This window comes from uncultured Amnibacterium sp., assembly GCF_964244015.1.
Lineage (GTDB): Bacteria > Actinomycetota > Actinomycetes > Actinomycetales > Microbacteriaceae > Amnibacterium.
This window is the reverse complement of the sequence record NZ_CAXTHO010000070.1, coordinates 1-15,289: the sequence shown is the minus strand read 5'-3', so window position 1 is coordinate 15,289 and position 15,289 is coordinate 1. Positions and strand designations below refer to the sequence as shown.

Genomic DNA, 15,289 nt, shown 5'->3' with positions numbered 1-15,289 from the left:
CCTCGCGGTCGATCGGGAACGTCTCGAGCACGTACTCGAACGACATGCAGTGGTTGGCCTCCTCCCACATCTGCTTCGCGAGGTAAAGGTGCGCCTCGGGAGCGTTGACGTAGGGGTAGACGCCGAATGCGAGCGCCTTGTTCACGAGCAGCTCGCTCGGGTTGAAGTAGCTCATCAGGAACGTCACCGCGTGACGCTCCTCGTCGGTCATCCGCTTGAAGTCCGCGATGTCCTCACCGAGCTGGATCTCGTTCGGGAACCACGTGTTCGCGACCGCCTGCTCGTACAGGTCCATCGCCCACTGGTACTTGACCGGCTTCAGCAGCAGGCCCTCTTGAATGCCAGTACCGAGAATGCCCATGTCGTAACTCTCTTCCCTTGTCGTCAGTGGTCGGTGCGGATGCTGCCTATTGGCAGGAGTCGCACTGCAGCAGGTCCATCGGGTCCATCGGCACGCCGTAGCCCCCGATGAAGTCCGTGCCGTCGACCGTGGTCGTGTCGTTGTCGAAGTCCATGAGTCACTCCCCCTTGTTGTCATCGGTGCCGCGCACCGGGCTGCCGAGTCCACCGAAGCCGCGACGTGCGGGACCGGTGGGTGCGGCGGCCGCGGGCTGCGGCGCCGCGGATCCGAAACCACGACGACCGGTGGACGCAGCCCCCGCGCCCTGGTCGATGGTCTCGGCCTTGTTCACCCGCACGGTCGACTGCTCGGCGGTGTGCCGCGGCTTCATGTGCAGGTAGTAGGTCGTCTTGACCCCGCGCTCCCAGGCGGCGGAGTAGATCGACATCATGTCGCCGAGGTCACGCGTCTCGAGGTACATGTTCCGGCTGATCGCCTGGTCGATCCACTTCTGCGCACGGGCCGCGACCTCGAGGAACGAGTACGGCGAGAGCTGGAAGCTCGTCTTGTACGTCTCCTTGAGACGATCGGGGATCACGGCGATGTGCTGGATGTCGCCCTGGCTGCGCAGGATCGCCTCCCGCGTGCTGTCCCAGAGTCCCGCCTCCTGCAGCGCTGCGACGAGGTTGCGGTTCACCTCGAGGAACTTGCCCGACGAGGTCGACCGGCTGAAGATCTGCGAGAACTGCGGGTCGAGGCCCGGCGTCGTCCCGGCGACGAGGCCGATGGAGGCGGTCGGCGCGATCGCCATCAGCGTCGCGTTGCGCATCCCGCCCTTGACCCGGGCCCGCAGGGCGTCCCAGTCGAGCCGCGTGGTGCGGTCGACCAGCACCGGCACGCCGCGCTCCGCCTCCGTGATCGCGATCGTGTCGAACGGCACGAGGCCCTCGCTCCAGCGCGAGCCCTGGAAGTTCGGGTACGCCCCGCGCTCCTCGGCCAGATCGACCGACTCCTCGATCGCGGCGTAGGAGACGTGCTCCATGATCTCGTCGATCAGGGAGTAGGCCTCCTCGCTCTCGTACGAGAAGCCGAGCCGCTCGACCACGTCGGTGAAGCCCATGACGCCGAGGCCGACCGCGCGGTTCCGCTCGTTCGAGTGGTCCGCCTCGTCGACGCTCGAGACCGTGATGTCGATCAGGTTGTCGAGCTGCCGGATCGCGCTCTTCGCGCTGGAGGCGATCTGCGCCCAGTCGAAGCCGAGCTTCCCGTCCGCGTCCGTCACGAGGTGGCGGGACAGGTTGATGGAGGCGAGGTTGCAGACGGAGACGTTCTCGCGGTCCTGCGGCAGCGTGATCTCGGTGCAGAGGTTGGAGGAGTGGATCGTGCCGGTGTTGTTGTTCAGCGCCCGGTTGTTGATCGTGTCCTTCCAGGTCAGCCACGGGTGGGACGTCGTCTGCAGCGACATCAGGATCGCCTTGAACTGCTCGCGGGCACCGATGCGCTTGAACGCGCGGATCCGGCCGGCATCCGCCTCCGCGACGTAGTGCGCGTAGCGGTCGGAGAACGCCCTGCCCGTCAGCTCACCCAGGTCGGAGACCTCCAGCGGGTCGAACAGGTACCACGCCTCGTCGTTCTGCACGCGCTTCATGAACTCGTCCGAGATCCAGACGGCCGTGTTCGCGGTGCGGGTGCGGCGGTACGGGTCGCCGGAGTTCTGCCGCAGGTCGAGGAACTCGGGGAAGTCGAGGTGCCAGTTCTCCATGTAGAAGCAGAGGGCGCCGAACTTCTTGCCGCCGCGGGAGACCGCGCGGAGGATCGAGTCGATCGTGTGCATGAACGGGATCGGGCCGGTCGAGGTCGTGTTGTTCGACCGGATCGGCGAGCCCTGCGCGCGCAGCTTCGACACGGACAGGCCGATGCCGCCGGTGCCCTTCGTGAGCCACATGACGTCGCGGGTGGTCTTCGCGATGTGCTCGATGTCGTCCTGCATCTCGAGCACGAAGCAGTTGCTCAGCTGCGGGTACTTCGTGCCCGCGTTCACCAGGGTGGAGCCCGCGGCGAGGTAGTCGAGGCGCGACATCTTCGCGTAGAAGCCGAGCGCGGCCGCGGTCGGGTCGGCCTCGTTCAGCGACAGGCCCATCGCGATCCGCATCCAGAAGTACTGCGGCACCTCGAGCGGCTCGTTGTCCCGCGACTTGATGCCGTAGCGGTTGTTCAGCGTGACGACGCCGATGTACTTCAGCAGCCCGTCGTGGGAGGGGTCGAGGGCCGCGGCGAGCGTGTCGAGGTCGAACAGCGAGGCGAGCCGCGGGTCGAGCAGGTCCTCGGCGATGCCGCGCTCGATCGAGCGGCGGAAGTGCTCCCGGTGCAGGGCGGGCACCTCGGCGTCGTCGGAGTAGTCCCCGAGCACGCGCTTGTAGATCGTCTTGAGCAGCAGGCGGGCCGCGACGGTGTCGAACGCGGGGTCGTCCTTCACGTTCTGCAGGGCCACCTGGATGACCGCCTCGTCGAGCTGCTGGGTGGTGATGCCGTCGAAGAGCGTCAGCTCGAGCTCGGACGCGATCTGGGTCACCCAGGTGATGTTCGGGTCCAGCCCGACGGATGCGTGCTCGATCGCCAGGTTGATCTTGTTCGCGTCGTACGGCTCGCGTGTTCCGTCTCGCTTGACCACGGTGATGCCCATGAACGCCTCCTTCTCCAGGGCGGCGACGCAACCGCGTCGTGTGCCGTTCGGCACGCCCCTCAACCGGGTGATCACTATATGTCGGGGCAGCAGCAGGAACGCAACCCCACATGTTGTGGAAACAGGCGGCGTGTCCTCCACAGGTGATACCGCTCGCCTGTGGACAACGGGCTGCTCCTGGGGACACGGTAGGCGGGGCCTCCGACACCGCCCGGGCGGTGGGCGGGCTCTACGCTGGAGGGGCTGTGAGCGGGAGCGGGTTCGGGGATCTGGCGCGCACCCCGGGGGTGCTGCGCATCATCGCCGCGCAGCTGACGGCCCGGTTCCCGTCCGGGATGCTGTCGCTCGGGCTGCTCTTCCACGTCGAGCGCCGGACCGGCTCCTACGGTGTCGCCGGGGTCGTCCTCGCCGCGCTGAGCATCGGGCAGGCCCTCGCGGGGCCGGCGACCGGTCGGCTGATGGGGCGGCTCGGCATCCGACCGGTGGTCATCGCGTCGACGGTGCTCTGCGCGGCTGCGGTGACCTCGATCGCCCTCCTGGACCTGCCACCGGAGGGGATCGCCGGTCTCGCGCTCGCGGCCGGCCTGACGTTCCCGCCGATCACCTCGGCGGTCAGGACGATCTACCCGAAGCTCGTGCCGGCATCGATGCTCGGGCCGCTGTTCTCGCTCGACGCCTCCCTGCAGGAGCTGATCTGGATCGGCGGTCCCGTGCTCGTCACGTTCCTCGCGACGGGCGTCAGCACAACGGCGGCGCTGCTGCTGTCCGCGGCGCTGCTGATCGGCGGAGGCGCCTGGTTCTCCGCCTCCCGCGCCGTCGGCCGGGTCAGGATCCCCCGCAGCAAGCGCCGCTTCGGGGTCGTGCTGCTGCGCCCCCAGGTGGCGCTGATGACCCTGGTCGGCTTCCTCGTGATCGCGTCGTGCGCGGCGATCGAGGCGAGCGTCGCCGGCGCGTTCGGGGCGAGCGACCCCACGAGCGGTGTCGTGCTGTCGATCTGGTCGCTCTCCTCGCTGGCCGGCGGCTTCGTGCTGGGACGGCTCGCGATGCGGCCGTGGTCGCTCGCGCTGCGGCTCGCCCTCGTCGCGGCCGGGGCCGCGCTGACGCCGTTCCTACCCGGGTTCTGGGGCCTCACGGCTGCGCTCGTCGTGTCGGGCTTCGGCCTCGCGCCCGCGCTCGGCGTGATCTCGGCGATCGTGTCGAGCTCGGTGCGGTTCAGCGACACCGCGGAGGCGTACGGCTGGACGAACACGGGTCAGCTGGTGGGCGTCGCACTGGGTGCCGCCCTCGCCGGCCAGGCCCTCGACCGCTTCGGCGCGCCGACCGCGTTCGCGTGCGGGGCGCTGCTCGCGGTCCTGGCCGCGCTCGCGGCGACGGCCGGCACGCGGTTCTTCCCGGATCTCAAGGGCGTGGGCGCCGGCCCGGTGCCCGACACGGCGCCGATCCCCCTGCCACCGAGCGCCGGCTGAGGTCGCTCCCCCGCTCGTCTCGAGACGGCCGCGGCGGTCTCCTCGGCCCGCGGGGGGGCTCAGGCGGCGGCCTGGATCTCGGCGAGCACCGCCATCGCATAGGCGTCTTCGGGCGCATCCGCGAGGTGCGTCATCGACTCACCGCGAAAGGTGCACGAGACGCGCCATCCGCCGCCCTGCTGATCGCGTTCCAGCCGCTCGAAGGTGCCTTTCAGCGCTTCCCGCAACTGGTCTTCGCGGGGAAGCCACAGCGCATCCTCGATGGCGATGGAATCGAGCGCCCATTCGGTGGTGCCGTTGAATCCGAGCACCGTCCCGGTCGGATAGGCGTGCGCCTCGATGGTCATGTCGCTGACCGTGAACGCCTCGGTGCCCGTCGACTCCATGTCGAGGCTCAGCAGCTGGAAGCGATCCCCGGTCGTCGGACGCCAGACCAGTCCGGCTTCCCGGAGTCGGAGTGCGAGCGGCCGCGAGATCATGCGATGAGCATAAGCACGCGCGAATGCACGAAAGCGGTGGGAGCGCCGTGCGCTCCCACCGCTTTCGTGTGCGGAAAGGTCAGTTCGCGGCGGTGTACGCCGTCTGCACGTCGGCCGGGATACGGCCGCGCGAGGACACGGTGAAGCCGTTGGCGTTCGCCCAGTCGCGGATCGCCTTCAGGTCGCCCTTCGGCGCGCGGGGGCCGGTCGAGGCCTTCGAGCGGACTGCGACGTCGGCCTTGCGGGCCGCGTTCACGTACGGGGAGAGCGCGGAGCGGAAGTCGTCCGCGTGCTCGGTCGTGAGATCGATGGTGTAGCTGACTCCGTCGAGCGAGAATCGCACGCTCTCGCCGGATCCGTCTTCGATCGGGCTCTGCGTGAGGTCGTCGACGAGCTGCACGATGTACTTCTGCGCCATGGGTGTGGAGTTCTCCTGTGTGAAGTGGTAGTTCTGAGGCGCGGGAATTCGCGCGCAACAGAACAGTACACGAGAATTGCAGCAATTCACGCGTTCTTCTTCGGTGAGCCCCGCCCAGGAGGCGATAAGCGCGAAATCCGCTGTACTTCCGAGGCATCCGAGCGACGCCCCGGCGAATGGACCGGCGTCGAATCCGCGGCTTATCGAGTGGTCATCACGATGCGGTACCGCCGAGATGCGGAGAACCGTCGGTCGTCGTCCTGTCCGAGACACCGCGAACGGCTTCCGACAATGCGGCGACCGCATCGATCCGCGGCTCCCAGCCGAGTTCCTCCCGCGCCCGGCGAGTCGACATGAGCGGAACGGACACCGCGATGTCGATCCAGCCGGGGTCGACCGCGACGAGCCGCAGATGCCAGGCGAGCCACACCAGACCGCGCAGCGGTGCGATGCGGATCGGCAGCCACCTGGCCTTCATGACCGCGGCGACGTCCTTCGGCCCGATGACCGGCTCGGCCGCGATGTTGAACGCGCCTGCTGCGCGGCGCAGAACCGTGCGGGCGAAGGCGTCGGCGAGGTCGTCCGCGTGGACCACCTGCGACACCGTCCGAGGCGGCAGCGGCAGCACGCCGAGCGGGATCCGGCCGATCCAGCGCACGGGGACCAGCGGCCCGGCGAACAGCGCCCGCAGCTCCTCCCCCACCAGTCCCTGCATGACCAGGCCCGGCCGGAGGCGCGCGACCACGATCTCGGGGTGGTCCTGCTCGAACCGGTCGAGGATCCGCTCGTTCACGGCCTTGTGCCGCGAGTAGTGCGACGTCGCGAGCCCACCCGTCGGCCAGGACTCGTCCACCCGCCGCCGCTTCGGACCCGGGCTGTACGCCCCGACCGACGAGACCACGACCGCCTGCGGGACCCTGGCCGCGGCCACCGCGGCGAGCACGTGCTTCAGCCCGCCGATGTTCGTGGCGGCCATGACCGGCTCGTCGTGGTTGGGCTGCAGCAGCCAGGGGAGGTGGATGACCGCGTCGGCCCCGGCGAAGGCGGCGGTGAGCGCAGCGACCGACGAGGGCGCCGCCACGTCGATCCCGTGCCAGACGACGTCCCGGTACGGCGGGGGCGCGTCGGCGGGCGGCACCTGCCGCACGACCCCGACGACCTCCGTGTCCTGCTCGACCTGGAGGCGGCGGAGGACCGCCGTACCGACGTTCCCCGTCGCACCGACGACCACTACGCGCATCTGCGCCACGTTAGGTGCGGCAGGCCCCCGCGAGGCGCGGGCGCGGAATGCTCCCACGCGACGCCGAGTGAACGGACGGCGGGCTCTCGGGCGCGGGGAACCGCGAGAAGAAGCCCGGCAACCGCCGGTCGCCGGGCTTCGATTCGGTGGAGCCTAGGGGATTCGAACCCCTGACCTTCTCATTGCGAACGAGACGCGCTACCAACTGCGCCAAGGCCCCCGGTCGGTTCACGAGGGTAGCACCCGAGCGCGGCCCGGCGTCCGCCGGGCGCGCGCTCCTAGGCTCGCCCGACACTCCCGTTCGAGAGGCCGGCATGGATCCCCGTTTCCGCATCCCGCTCTCCCCCGTCGCCCATGACGCGGCCGTGGTGCAGGGCGACGGGTTCCGCATCACCGTGCTGACGAGCGGGCTCCTCCGTATCGAGTGGGCCGCCGACGACGGGTTCGAGGACCGCGCTTCGACGTTCGCCCTGCACCGCGACCTGCCCGTGCCGCAGTTCCGCGTCGTCAACGGCGCCGAGGTGCTCGAGGTCGTCACCGAGCGCCTCCACCTCACCTACGACCGGCGGCGCCCGTCGGCGAGCGGACTGCAGGTCGACGTCGGCGGCGGCATCACCTCCTGGCACAGCACCTGGCGGTTCGGCGACCCGGACGCGAGCCTGCACGGCACCGCGCGCACGCTCGACCTCGTCGACGGGCGCACGCCGCTCGGCCCCGGAGTCGTCGCGCGGGGCGGCATCGCGGTGCTCGACGACAGCGACTCGTTCCTGCTCACCGACGACGGCTGGGTCGCAGTCCGCCCCGAGGGCGACCGGATCGACCTCTACGTCTTCGCCTACGGGCACGACTTCGCGGGCGCGCTCGCCGCCTTCACCGCCGTCTCGGGGCCGCAGCCGCTGCTCCCCCGCTGGGCGCTCGGCAACTGGTGGAGCCGGTACCACCGCTACTCCGCCGACGACTACCTGGCGCTGCTCGACCGCTTCGACCGCGAGGGCGTGCGCTTCAGCGTCGCGGTCATCGACATGGACTGGCACCGCGTCGACTCCGTGCCGCCCGAGTCCGGCAGCGGCTGGACCGGCTACAGCTGGGAGCGCACGCTCTTCCCGGATCCGGAGGGGTTCCTCGCGGATCTGCACGCCCGCGGCCTGCAGGTGACGCTGAACGTGCACCCGGCCGACGGCGTGCGCGCGTTCGAGGACGCGTACGCGTCGATGGCGCGCGCGCTCGGCCGGGATCCGGAGGAGGGACTGCCGATCGCGTTCGACATCACCGACCCGGCGTTCCTCGAGGCGTACTTCGCCGTGCTCCACCATCCCCTCGAGGACGAGGGCGTCGACTTCTGGTGGCTCGACTGGCAGCAGGGGCCGTACTCGCGCATCGCGGGCATCGACCCGCTGTGGATGCTGAACCACTTCCACTTCCTCGATTCCGGGCGCGAGGAGCGGCGGCCGCTCACGTTCTCCCGATACGCCGGGCCGGGCAGCCACCGCTACCCGGTCGGCTTCTCCGGCGACACGGTGATCAGCTGGGCGTCGCTGGCGTTCCAGCCCGAGTTCACCGCGACCGCCGCCAACATCGGCTACGGCTGGTGGAGCCATGACATCGGCGGGCACCTGTGGGGCGTCCGGGACGACGAGCTCGCGCTGCGCTGGGTGCAGCTGGGCGTGTGGTCGCCGATCCTGCGGCTGCACTCGTCGAACAACCCGTTCCTCGCGAAGGAGCCGTGGGCGTTCCCGGCGGAGGCGCGCGCCGCGATCGACGAGGCGCTGCGCCTCCGGGTGCGGCTCGTGCCCTACCTGCACACCATGAACCGGCGGGCGGCCGAGGAGGGTGTGCCCCTCGTGCTCCCCCTCTACTACGACGCCCCCGGCGAGCCGGCCGCGTACGCCTCCCCCACCGTGTTCCGGTTCGGCAGCGAGCTCGTCGTCGCACCGATCACCACGCCGCGCGACCCGGTCACGCTGCAGGGCGCGGTCACCGCGTGGCTGCCGCCCGGCACCTGGATCGACATCGCGACGGCGATCGTGCACGAGGGCGGCCGCACGATCCGCCTCCACCGCGACGACACGGGGGTCCCGGCGCTGCTGCGCTCCGGCGGGATCCTGCCGCTCGCGGCGGAGCACGAGACGGACGCCGCCGCGAACCCCGCCCACCTGGAGGTGCTGGTCGCGCCCGGCGCGGACGGCGCGTTCACGCTCGTCGAGGACGACGGCACCGGCACGCTGCCTGCCGTGCCGACGGTCCGCACGCCGATCCGCTGGGACCAGGCGAGCGGCACGCTCAGCGTGTCGCCCACCGAAGGGCCCTCCGGGATCGTGCCGGAGACCCGCACGTGGACCATCACGGTGCTCGGGCTGCCCGCCTCGACCGCGGTCATGGTCGACGGCGAGGCGCAGGGATCGACCTCGGATCGGGTGCGAGTCACCGTGACTCGGGCGACGACCGCGGCGTTCAGCGTCTCGGTCGGCGCGGACCCTCGGCCGGCGACGCAGGAGGTCCGGGAACGGATCTTCGCGCTGCTGAACGCCGCGCAGCACCCCTACGAGGCGAAGGCGGCGCTGCTGAACACGGCGACCGCGCCGCGCAGCGCAGCCGCCCGCATCGCGGAGCTGCAGGCCCTCGACCCTCCCGAGGCCCTGCTGAGCGCGCTCACAGAACTGCTGACCGCCCTCTAGCAGGGCGCTGTTCACGGATCAGGGGATCCGGTGGCGCGGAGCGCCCCGGATCCCCTGATCCGTGCACAGCGGGAGGGCTCAGGCGGTGCGGCGGCGGCGGAGGACGCCGTCGAGGTCCGTGATCACCGGGCCGCTCTCGTTCATCTCGTCGACCGCGTCGACGTGCCGTCGGTCGAGGGCCGCGACCTCCGGGGCCGCGTAGGCGGCGCGCAGCGCGTCGTCGGCCCGCTGCGCCGCGGCGCGGAGGGAGGCGGCGACCGCGATGTCGTCGCGGACGGGCACGGCGGCCGTCGCCGGCTTCGTGCGATCCAGGTAGCGGGGCCGCGGCAGCGGCACGGGCGTCCACGTCGGGCGGGACGTCTCGTCCTCCTGCCACTCGATGAAGCTGCGCGACTCCTCCGGCACGACCACGGCGTGGTCGACCGCGGTCACCGCGCGATGCGCCGCAGCGACCGTCGAGGCGCGCTGCAGCAGGGCGACCGCGACGAAGGAGACGACGACCCCGACGACCAGGAAGTCCCACGTGCCGCCGGACGAGACGTCGGTGACGCCCCAGCCCGAGATCGTGATGCCGACGACCAGGATGTTCGTGGCGAGCACCCGCGAGCGGCGGAGGCGCGCGGCGGCGATGTCCGAGACGGCGAGCGCCCGGCTGCGCGGCTCCCGCGGGCCCCTGCCGGACCTCGCGAGCGTGCGCTCTGCCCGCGCGTCACGCGGCCGGGCGACGGACTCGGCCCGCCGGGCGGAGGCGCGCAGGGCGCGGTGCTGCTCGGCGACGCTCCTGGCGGAGACCTCGGCGCGGACTTCCTCCGGTACCTCGGCGGTCTCGGCGAGCACACGGAGAGTCTGCTGCAGCCGCACGGCGGTGCGCTCGGTGCGGACGTACTCGCGGCGGCGCAGCCACGTCGGGGTGAGGTAGAGCAGCCACAGCACGGCCGCGAATGCGATGATCGCGCCGCCACCAAGGCTTGCCATGGGCATGACGGTAGGGGCGCAGCGGTAGCACGACGCGGAGGCGCGGACGGCGTGTCGCACGCGACGACGGGCGCCCCAGTCAGGGCGCCCCCGCACTCAGGGGAAGCGGCTCTCCGCGAGCGCACGGTCCGCCTCCGGCACGTCCGCCGCGTGCTGCGGCGCTCGGCCGTCCTGCCACCGCCGCAGGACCCCCTCCGGCACCTCCTCGGTCACCAGGCCGAAGCAGAAGTGGTCGCGCCAGTCGCCGTTGATGTGGATGTAGCGACGCTTCAGGCCCTCGTAGCGGAAGCCGAGCTTCTCGACGACGCGGAGGGACTTCGCGTTCTCGGGCCGGATGCAGATCTCCATCCGGTGCAGGCCGAGCGCCTGGAAGCAGTGGTCCGTCGCCAGCGCGACGGCGGTCGGCGTGGCGCCGATGCCGGCGAAGCGTTCCGCGATCCAGTAGCCGATCGTCCCCGACGACAGCGACCCGTAGGCGACCGACGTCACGTTCAGCTGGCCGGCGAGCTCACCGTCGACCTCGATGACGAACGGGAGCCCCTGACCGGTGCGGGAGTTCTGCTGCAGCGCACGGATGCTCGCCCTGGTGTCGAAGCCGATCGAGCCGCGCGGGCTCGTCGCCTCCCACTCGCGCATCCAGGAGCGCCCCTCCACGAGCTCGCGCTCCATGGCGCGCGCGTCGCGGAGGCGGATCGGGCGGATGCCGACCCTGCCGGATCGCAGGGAGGGGACGGGCACGACCATGGCTCGGGCTCAGCCGAGGCCGGCGACGAACTCGGTGAGCCACGGCCGAAGCTCGGGCCCGAGGTCCTCGCGCTCGGCGGCGAGCTGCACGATCGCCTTGATGTAGTCGATCTTGTCGCCGGTGTCGTAGCGACGGCCGCGGAAGATCACGCCGTACACGCCGCCGGTCCAGGCGGCGCCGGCCATCTCCTCGAGCGCGTCGGTGAGCTGGATCTCGCCGCCCTTGCCGGGGTCCGTGTGCTCGAGGATCGAGAAGATCTCGGGCTTCAGCACGTAGCGGCCGATGATCGCGTAGTTGGAGGGGGCGTTCTCCTTCGACGGCTTCTCGACGAGGCCCGTCACCCGGACCACGTCGTCCTCGTCGGTCGTCTCGATCATCGCTGCGCCGTACAGGTGGATCTGCTCGGGGTCGACCTCCATCAGCGCGACGATCGACGCCTTGCGCTTGATCTGCTCCGCGATCATCCGCTGCAGCAGCGGGTCGCGCACGTCGATCAGGTCGTCGCCGAGCAGCACCGCGAAGGGCTCGTGCCCGACGTGCATCCGGGCCTGCAGCACCGCGTGGCCGAGACCGCGCGGGTCGCCCTGACGGAAGTAGTGGATGTCGGCGATGTTCGTCGACTCCTGCACCTTCTGGAGCTTGGCGTGGTCGCCCTTGCGCTCCAGCGTCGCCTCGAGCTCGTAGACGCGGTCGAAGTGGTTCTCGAGCGCGTACTTGTTCCGGCCGGTCACGATGAGCACGTCGTTCAGCCCGGCGGCGACGGCCTCCTCCACGACGTACTGGATCGCGGGCTTGTCGACGACCGGCAGCATCTCCTTCGGCATGGCCTTCGTGGCCGGGAGGAAGCGGGTCCCCAGACCGGCCGCCGGGATCACGGCTTTGGTGATGTGGTACGCCATGGGCTCAGGCTATCCGGACGCGGTTCGTAGAATCGGGCCGTGGCGGCCGACCTCGCACCCCAGAAGCGGGCACTGCGTGCCGAGCTGCGTGAGCGACGACGGAACCTGACGCGGGACGAACGCGCGTCGGCGACGGCCGGTCTCACGCAGCGGCTCATCGCGCTGACGGAGGCGGTCGGCGCGAGCAAGGTCTCCTGCTACCTCTCCGCCGTCGACGAGCCGGACACCCGCCCGTACGTGAACTGGGCGCGGGCGGCCGGGCTGCGGGTGCTGTTCCCGATCACGCGCACCGACGGGCTGCTCGACTGGACGACCGCGACCGACGACGAGGAGGAGGTCGTCGGCCTGTTCGGCACGCCCGAGCCGGTCGGCGAGCTGCTCGGCCCGATCGCGATCAACGACGTCGACCTGATCCTCGTGCCGGCCGCGTCCGTCGACTCCAGCGGCATGCGTCTCGGCTGGGGTCGCGGCTACTACGACAAGACGCTCGGTTCGATGGAGCGGTGCCCGCCGGTGTACGGAGTAATCTTCGACGCGGAGTTCGTGGCCGAGGTGCCCCGGGAACGTCACGACCAGGCCATCGACGGCGTCGTGACCCCGACGAGGACGGTCGAGTTCTCCACCCGCTCGCCCCGCCGACGAAGGATCTGAGCCCGACATGCCCGTGTACGCCTACAAGTGCCGCGACTGCGGAACGCCGCTCGAGGCGCACCAGGAGTTCAGCGATGCGCCGCTGACCGAGTGCCCCGTCTGCGGCGGCGTGCTGCGGAAGCAGTACGGGACCATCGGCGTCACGTTCAACGGCTCGGGCTTCTACCGCAACGACTCGCGTGCCGGGTCGGGCGACGCCGCGAAGCCGTCGGAATCGAAGAGCGACTCGAAGAGCGAGTCCTCCTCTTCTTCGGCGCCGGCGCCGAAGACGGACGGGGCCTCGAAGCCGGCCGCCGCGCCGTCCGCTCCAGCCGCCTCCTGAGGTGAACGGGCTCTGCTAAACAGAGCCGCATGAAGGGTTTCAAAGAGTTCGTCCTCCGCGGCAACGTGATGGACCTCGCCGTCGCAGTCGTCATCGGAGCGGCGTTCACCGCGATCGTGGGCGCAGTGGTCACGAACATCTTCACGCCGCTGATCGGTGCGCTCTTCAACGCGAAGGATCTCGCGGCGACGGGCATCGTGACGATCCCGCTGGCATCCGGGACGGCGGAGCTGAGGTTCGGTGCCGTCCTGGCCGCGGTGATCACGTTCGTGCTGACCGCCGCCGTCGTGTACTTCGTCTTCGTCCTGCCGATGAACCACCTGGTGAAGCGCGCGTTCCAGAAGCCGGCCGAGCCCGAGTCGACGACGCCCGCTCCCCCGACCGAGCTCGACCTGCTCGCCCAGATCCGCGACCTGCTGGAGGGCCGCGACACGGTCGGCGACACCCGCATCCTCAACCGGGACTGATTGCTCACACTCGCTTTCATAAATCCGGGGATCTGCCTGCTGCGCAGGCAGATCCCCGGATTTATGAGTGAATTCGGGACGCCTTCCCCTCCCCCACAGGCGCCGGCTCGCCGGAGGCGGGCACGGACCGACATGGTCTGCCTATGCAGCAGAAGGCGGACTGGTCGGAGGCGGACGCGATCGCGCGACGTGTGCTCGCGGAACACGACGGCGTGGCCAGGATCGACGAGTTCCTCGCCGCCGGTCTGACGCGACATCAGATCGCCGCGATCTTCCGGCGAGGCGTCATGAACCGGCCGCGGAACGCCTGGTTCGTCGACCCGGAGCTGCCGATCCCGGCCAAGCGAGCCGTTCGAGTCGGAGGTGTTGCGGATTGCGTCAGCGCCGCTGCGCTGTGGGGACTGCCCGTCCCGCACGGAGCACATCTGCACCTCCATGTCCACGTCGACGAGCACGACACGAGGCTGCGACACAACCGCGACAGGCGGCACATCGTGCACGACGGCGACGACCCGGAAGTCGTGCTCCACCGACGCCGCCTGCAGGATCCCGCCACGTGGCGCACGTCCCTCGTCGACACACTGCTCCAGCTCGCCTGGTGCGTGCCGACGGAGTGGTTCGTCGCTGCGCTGGACGCGGCGCTGCATCGCCCGCTGGACGGTTCCCGGGAGCCACTGCTGTCGGAGGAGGACTACCGACGCATCGCGGACCTGCTCCCCCACCGTTTCAGAGCAGCCCTCGACCTGGTCGATCCAGCGGCCGAGAGCCCGATCGAGAGCGTCCTCCGAGTCCGGCTGGCGCTCCGCGGTATTCGACCGATGGTGTCCCAGTACTGGCCGACGCCCAGATACCGCGTCGATCTGCTCGTGCTGGGCGCGCTGATCATCGAGGCGGACGGGGAGGCGTGGCACGACCCGGAGCAGGACGCGATCCGCGACGCCTTCCTGAGGAGCTTGGGATACCGGGTGCTGAGGTTCAGCTACGACGAGATCGTCTTCCACATGGACGAGGTCCTGCGCCTCGTCGAGGCGGAGCTCGCCGACATGGGTCTGCTCGTTTCATAAATCCGGGGATCCGGCCGCTCCGCGGCCGGATCCCCGGATTTATGAAACGAATCAGCCCCAGTGCGGGGGCTTGTCGGCGCGGAGGCGGGCGTCGTTCGCGTCGCCTCCGAGGGCTCCTTCGGCCTCCGCTGCGCGCTCGCCCTCCGACGGCGTCGGATCGGAACCGGGCGCCGGGTCTGTGCGCACGCGGCGATGACGCCGGCGCGGCTCGGTCAGGTGCGCACCTCCACGATCGGGATCGTGGTCGTGAGCACCGACGGCTCGCGCGCGCCGAGCGCCACCGCGATGCGCCCGGCGATCGCGTCCGGGTCGCTGAACAGATCGAAGCTGTGCACCCGGAGGTAGTGCCAGCCGAGTCGCTTCAGCAGCTCCGGCCGCAGCCGCAGCCCCTGCCGCAGGCTGGCGCCCTGCAGGGCCGCGTCGGTCTCGACCGTGATCGCCCGGGCACCGTGCGCGGCGACGAGGCCGAGCTTCCCGTGGTAGCCGAGCGACACGGTCATCCCGAGCACCCGGAGGCGCCGGGCGAGGTCCACGAGCATCGCATCGCGGTCGTCGTCGATCGCGTCGTCCGCGATCCGCCCCTCCGCATCCGCGAGCAGCCGGCGCAGGGCGAGCACGCCGGCCGGCATCCGGTCGCCGTCGAGGTCGGCGGGACGGAAGCAGGACACGATCGCGAGCGAGCGCCGCGCGCGCGTGACGGCCGCGGCGAGCAGCCGCTCCCCGCCGGGCCGCGCGAGGGGGCCGAGCTCGGACAGCGTGCGCCCGTGTGGCGTCCGTCCGAAGCCGACGGACAGGATCACCCGGTCGCGACTGTGCCCGACCGACTCCGCCAGGGTGACGACGATGAACGGCTCCGCCTGGTCGC

General features: G+C 70.7%; 16 protein-coding genes, 1 tRNA gene and 1 pseudogene. 6 read left to right on the top strand and 12 right to left on the bottom strand.

Annotated features, from left to right (window positions below; all coding sequences use genetic code 11):
- The 3 genes from ACFE67_RS09345 to ACFE67_RS09335 form a co-directional block, all read right to left on the bottom strand.
- Positions 1-361, bottom strand: a 361-nt coding sequence (locus ACFE67_RS09345; RefSeq protein WP_375406605.1) for a ribonucleotide-diphosphate reductase subunit beta, incomplete at its 3' end; no start/stop codon positions are given.
- Between the two features lie 46 nt (positions 362-407).
- Positions 408-515, bottom strand: a complete 108-nt coding sequence (locus tag ACFE67_RS09340) for a ribonucleotide-diphosphate reductase subunit beta (protein ID WP_375406604.1) — start codon at positions 513-515, stop codon at positions 408-410.
- 3 nt (positions 516-518) lie between these two features.
- Positions 519-3,023, bottom strand: a complete 2,505-nt coding sequence (locus ACFE67_RS09335) for a ribonucleoside-diphosphate reductase subunit alpha (RefSeq protein WP_375406603.1) — start codon at positions 3,021-3,023, stop codon at positions 519-521.
- A gap of 245 nt (positions 3,024-3,268) precedes the next feature.
- Between ACFE67_RS09335 and ACFE67_RS09330 the strand changes: the two genes are divergently transcribed.
- The gene (locus ACFE67_RS09330; RefSeq protein ID WP_375406602.1) at positions 3,269-4,489 is read left to right on the top strand and encodes an MFS transporter; all 1,221 of its coding nucleotides are present in this window, start codon (positions 3,269-3,271) and stop codon (positions 4,487-4,489) included.
- A 59-nt stretch (positions 4,490-4,548) separates the two neighbouring features.
- Here the strand turns inward: ACFE67_RS09330 and ACFE67_RS09325 are convergent, their stop codons facing one another.
- The 4 genes from ACFE67_RS09325 to ACFE67_RS09310 form a co-directional block, all read right to left on the bottom strand.
- A complete protein-coding gene (locus ACFE67_RS09325; protein WP_375406601.1) occupies positions 4,549-4,968 on the bottom strand; it encodes a pilus assembly protein CpaE in 420 nt (139 codons plus the stop codon).
- Between the two features lie 79 nt (positions 4,969-5,047).
- Positions 5,048-5,386 (bottom strand): Lsr2 family protein, encoded by a 339-nt coding sequence (locus ACFE67_RS09320; RefSeq protein WP_375406600.1) that lies wholly within the window; start codon positions 5,384-5,386, stop codon positions 5,048-5,050.
- 214 nt (positions 5,387-5,600) lie between these two features.
- Positions 5,601-6,626: an NAD-dependent epimerase/dehydratase family protein gene (locus ACFE67_RS09315; protein ID WP_375406599.1), complete on the bottom strand. Its 1,026-nt coding sequence runs from the start codon at positions 6,624-6,626 to the stop codon at positions 5,601-5,603.
- Between the two features lie 147 nt (positions 6,627-6,773).
- Positions 6,774-6,846, bottom strand: a tRNA-Ala gene (locus ACFE67_RS09310).
- A 94-nt stretch (positions 6,847-6,940) separates the two neighbouring features.
- On the opposite strand from ACFE67_RS09310, the gene ACFE67_RS09305 reads away from it, so the two are divergent.
- A complete protein-coding gene (locus ACFE67_RS09305; protein ID WP_375406598.1) occupies positions 6,941-9,301 on the top strand; it encodes a TIM-barrel domain-containing protein in 2,361 nt (786 codons plus the stop codon).
- Positions 9,302-9,379: 78 nt separating this feature from the next.
- Here the strand turns inward: ACFE67_RS09305 and ACFE67_RS09300 are convergent, their stop codons facing one another.
- From ACFE67_RS09300 to galU, 3 genes are all read right to left on the bottom strand, one after another.
- A complete protein-coding gene (locus ACFE67_RS09300; RefSeq protein WP_375406597.1) occupies positions 9,380-10,276 on the bottom strand; it encodes a hypothetical protein in 897 nt (298 codons plus the stop codon).
- 96 nt (positions 10,277-10,372) lie between these two features.
- A complete protein-coding gene (locus ACFE67_RS09295) occupies positions 10,373-11,020 on the bottom strand; it encodes a GNAT family N-acetyltransferase (RefSeq protein WP_375406596.1) in 648 nt (215 codons plus the stop codon).
- Between the two features lie 9 nt (positions 11,021-11,029).
- Positions 11,030-11,920 carry a UTP--glucose-1-phosphate uridylyltransferase GalU gene (gene galU / locus ACFE67_RS09290; RefSeq protein WP_375406595.1) on the bottom strand — a complete coding sequence of 297 codons (891 nt, stop codon included), beginning with the start codon at positions 11,918-11,920 and terminating at the stop codon, positions 11,030-11,032.
- Between the two features lie 39 nt (positions 11,921-11,959).
- On the opposite strand from galU, the gene ACFE67_RS09285 reads away from it, so the two are divergent.
- From ACFE67_RS09285 to ACFE67_RS09270, 4 genes are all read left to right on the top strand, one after another.
- Positions 11,960-12,571 carry a 5-formyltetrahydrofolate cyclo-ligase gene (locus ACFE67_RS09285; protein ID WP_375406594.1) on the top strand — a complete coding sequence of 204 codons (612 nt, stop codon included), beginning with the start codon at positions 11,960-11,962 and terminating at the stop codon, positions 12,569-12,571.
- Positions 12,572-12,578: 7 nt separating this feature from the next.
- Complete coding sequence (locus tag ACFE67_RS09280) at positions 12,579-12,893, top strand: FmdB family zinc ribbon protein (protein ID WP_375406593.1); 315 nt, start codon at positions 12,579-12,581, stop codon at positions 12,891-12,893.
- 29 nt (positions 12,894-12,922) lie between these two features.
- Positions 12,923-13,360: a large conductance mechanosensitive channel protein MscL gene (mscL, locus tag ACFE67_RS09275; RefSeq protein ID WP_375406592.1), complete on the top strand. Its 438-nt coding sequence runs from the start codon at positions 12,923-12,925 to the stop codon at positions 13,358-13,360.
- Positions 13,361-13,503: 143 nt separating this feature from the next.
- Positions 13,504-14,424, top strand: a complete 921-nt coding sequence (locus tag ACFE67_RS09270; RefSeq protein WP_375406591.1) for an endonuclease domain-containing protein — start codon at positions 13,504-13,506, stop codon at positions 14,422-14,424.
- A gap of 51 nt (positions 14,425-14,475) precedes the next feature.
- On the opposite strand, the gene ACFE67_RS09265 is transcribed toward ACFE67_RS09270, so the two are convergent.
- Together ACFE67_RS09265 and ACFE67_RS09260 are read right to left on the bottom strand one after the other, a co-directional pair.
- Positions 14,476-14,610, bottom strand: a complete 135-nt coding sequence (locus ACFE67_RS09265) for a hypothetical protein (protein ID WP_375406590.1) — start codon at positions 14,608-14,610, stop codon at positions 14,476-14,478.
- Positions 14,611-14,636: 26 nt separating this feature from the next.
- Positions 14,637-15,289 (bottom strand): annotated as a pseudogene (locus ACFE67_RS09260) (AAA family ATPase); the annotation flags it as partial.

Coding starts and splice junctions, on each gene's coding strand:
- ACFE67_RS09335 (WP_375406603.1), bottom strand. CDS start 3,023: ATGGGCATCACCGTGGTCAAGCGAGACGGAACACGCGAGCCGTACGAC.
- ACFE67_RS09305 (WP_375406598.1), top strand. CDS start 6,941: ATGGATCCCCGTTTCCGCATCCCGCTCTCCCCCGTCGCCCATGACGCG.
- ACFE67_RS09315 (WP_375406599.1), bottom strand. CDS start 6,626: ATGCGCGTAGTGGTCGTCGGTGCGACGGGGAACGTCGGTACGGCGGTC.
- mscL (WP_375406592.1), top strand. CDS start 12,923: ATGAAGGGTTTCAAAGAGTTCGTCCTCCGCGGCAACGTGATGGACCTC.
- ACFE67_RS09295 (WP_375406596.1), bottom strand. CDS start 11,020: ATGGTCGTGCCCGTCCCCTCCCTGCGATCCGGCAGGGTCGGCATCCGC.
- ACFE67_RS09270 (WP_375406591.1), top strand. CDS start 13,504: ATGCAGCAGAAGGCGGACTGGTCGGAGGCGGACGCGATCGCGCGACGT.
- galU (WP_375406595.1), bottom strand. CDS start 11,920: ATGGCGTACCACATCACCAAAGCCGTGATCCCGGCGGCCGGTCTGGGG.
- ACFE67_RS09340 (WP_375406604.1), bottom strand. CDS start 515: ATGGACTTCGACAACGACACGACCACGGTCGACGGCACGGACTTCATC.
- ACFE67_RS09280 (WP_375406593.1), top strand. CDS start 12,579: ATGCCCGTGTACGCCTACAAGTGCCGCGACTGCGGAACGCCGCTCGAG.
- ACFE67_RS09300 (WP_375406597.1), bottom strand. CDS start 10,276: ATGGCAAGCCTTGGTGGCGGCGCGATCATCGCATTCGCGGCCGTGCTG.
- ACFE67_RS09320 (WP_375406600.1), bottom strand. CDS start 5,386: ATGGCGCAGAAGTACATCGTGCAGCTCGTCGACGACCTCACGCAGAGC.
- ACFE67_RS09325 (WP_375406601.1), bottom strand. CDS start 4,968: ATGATCTCGCGGCCGCTCGCACTCCGACTCCGGGAAGCCGGACTGGTC.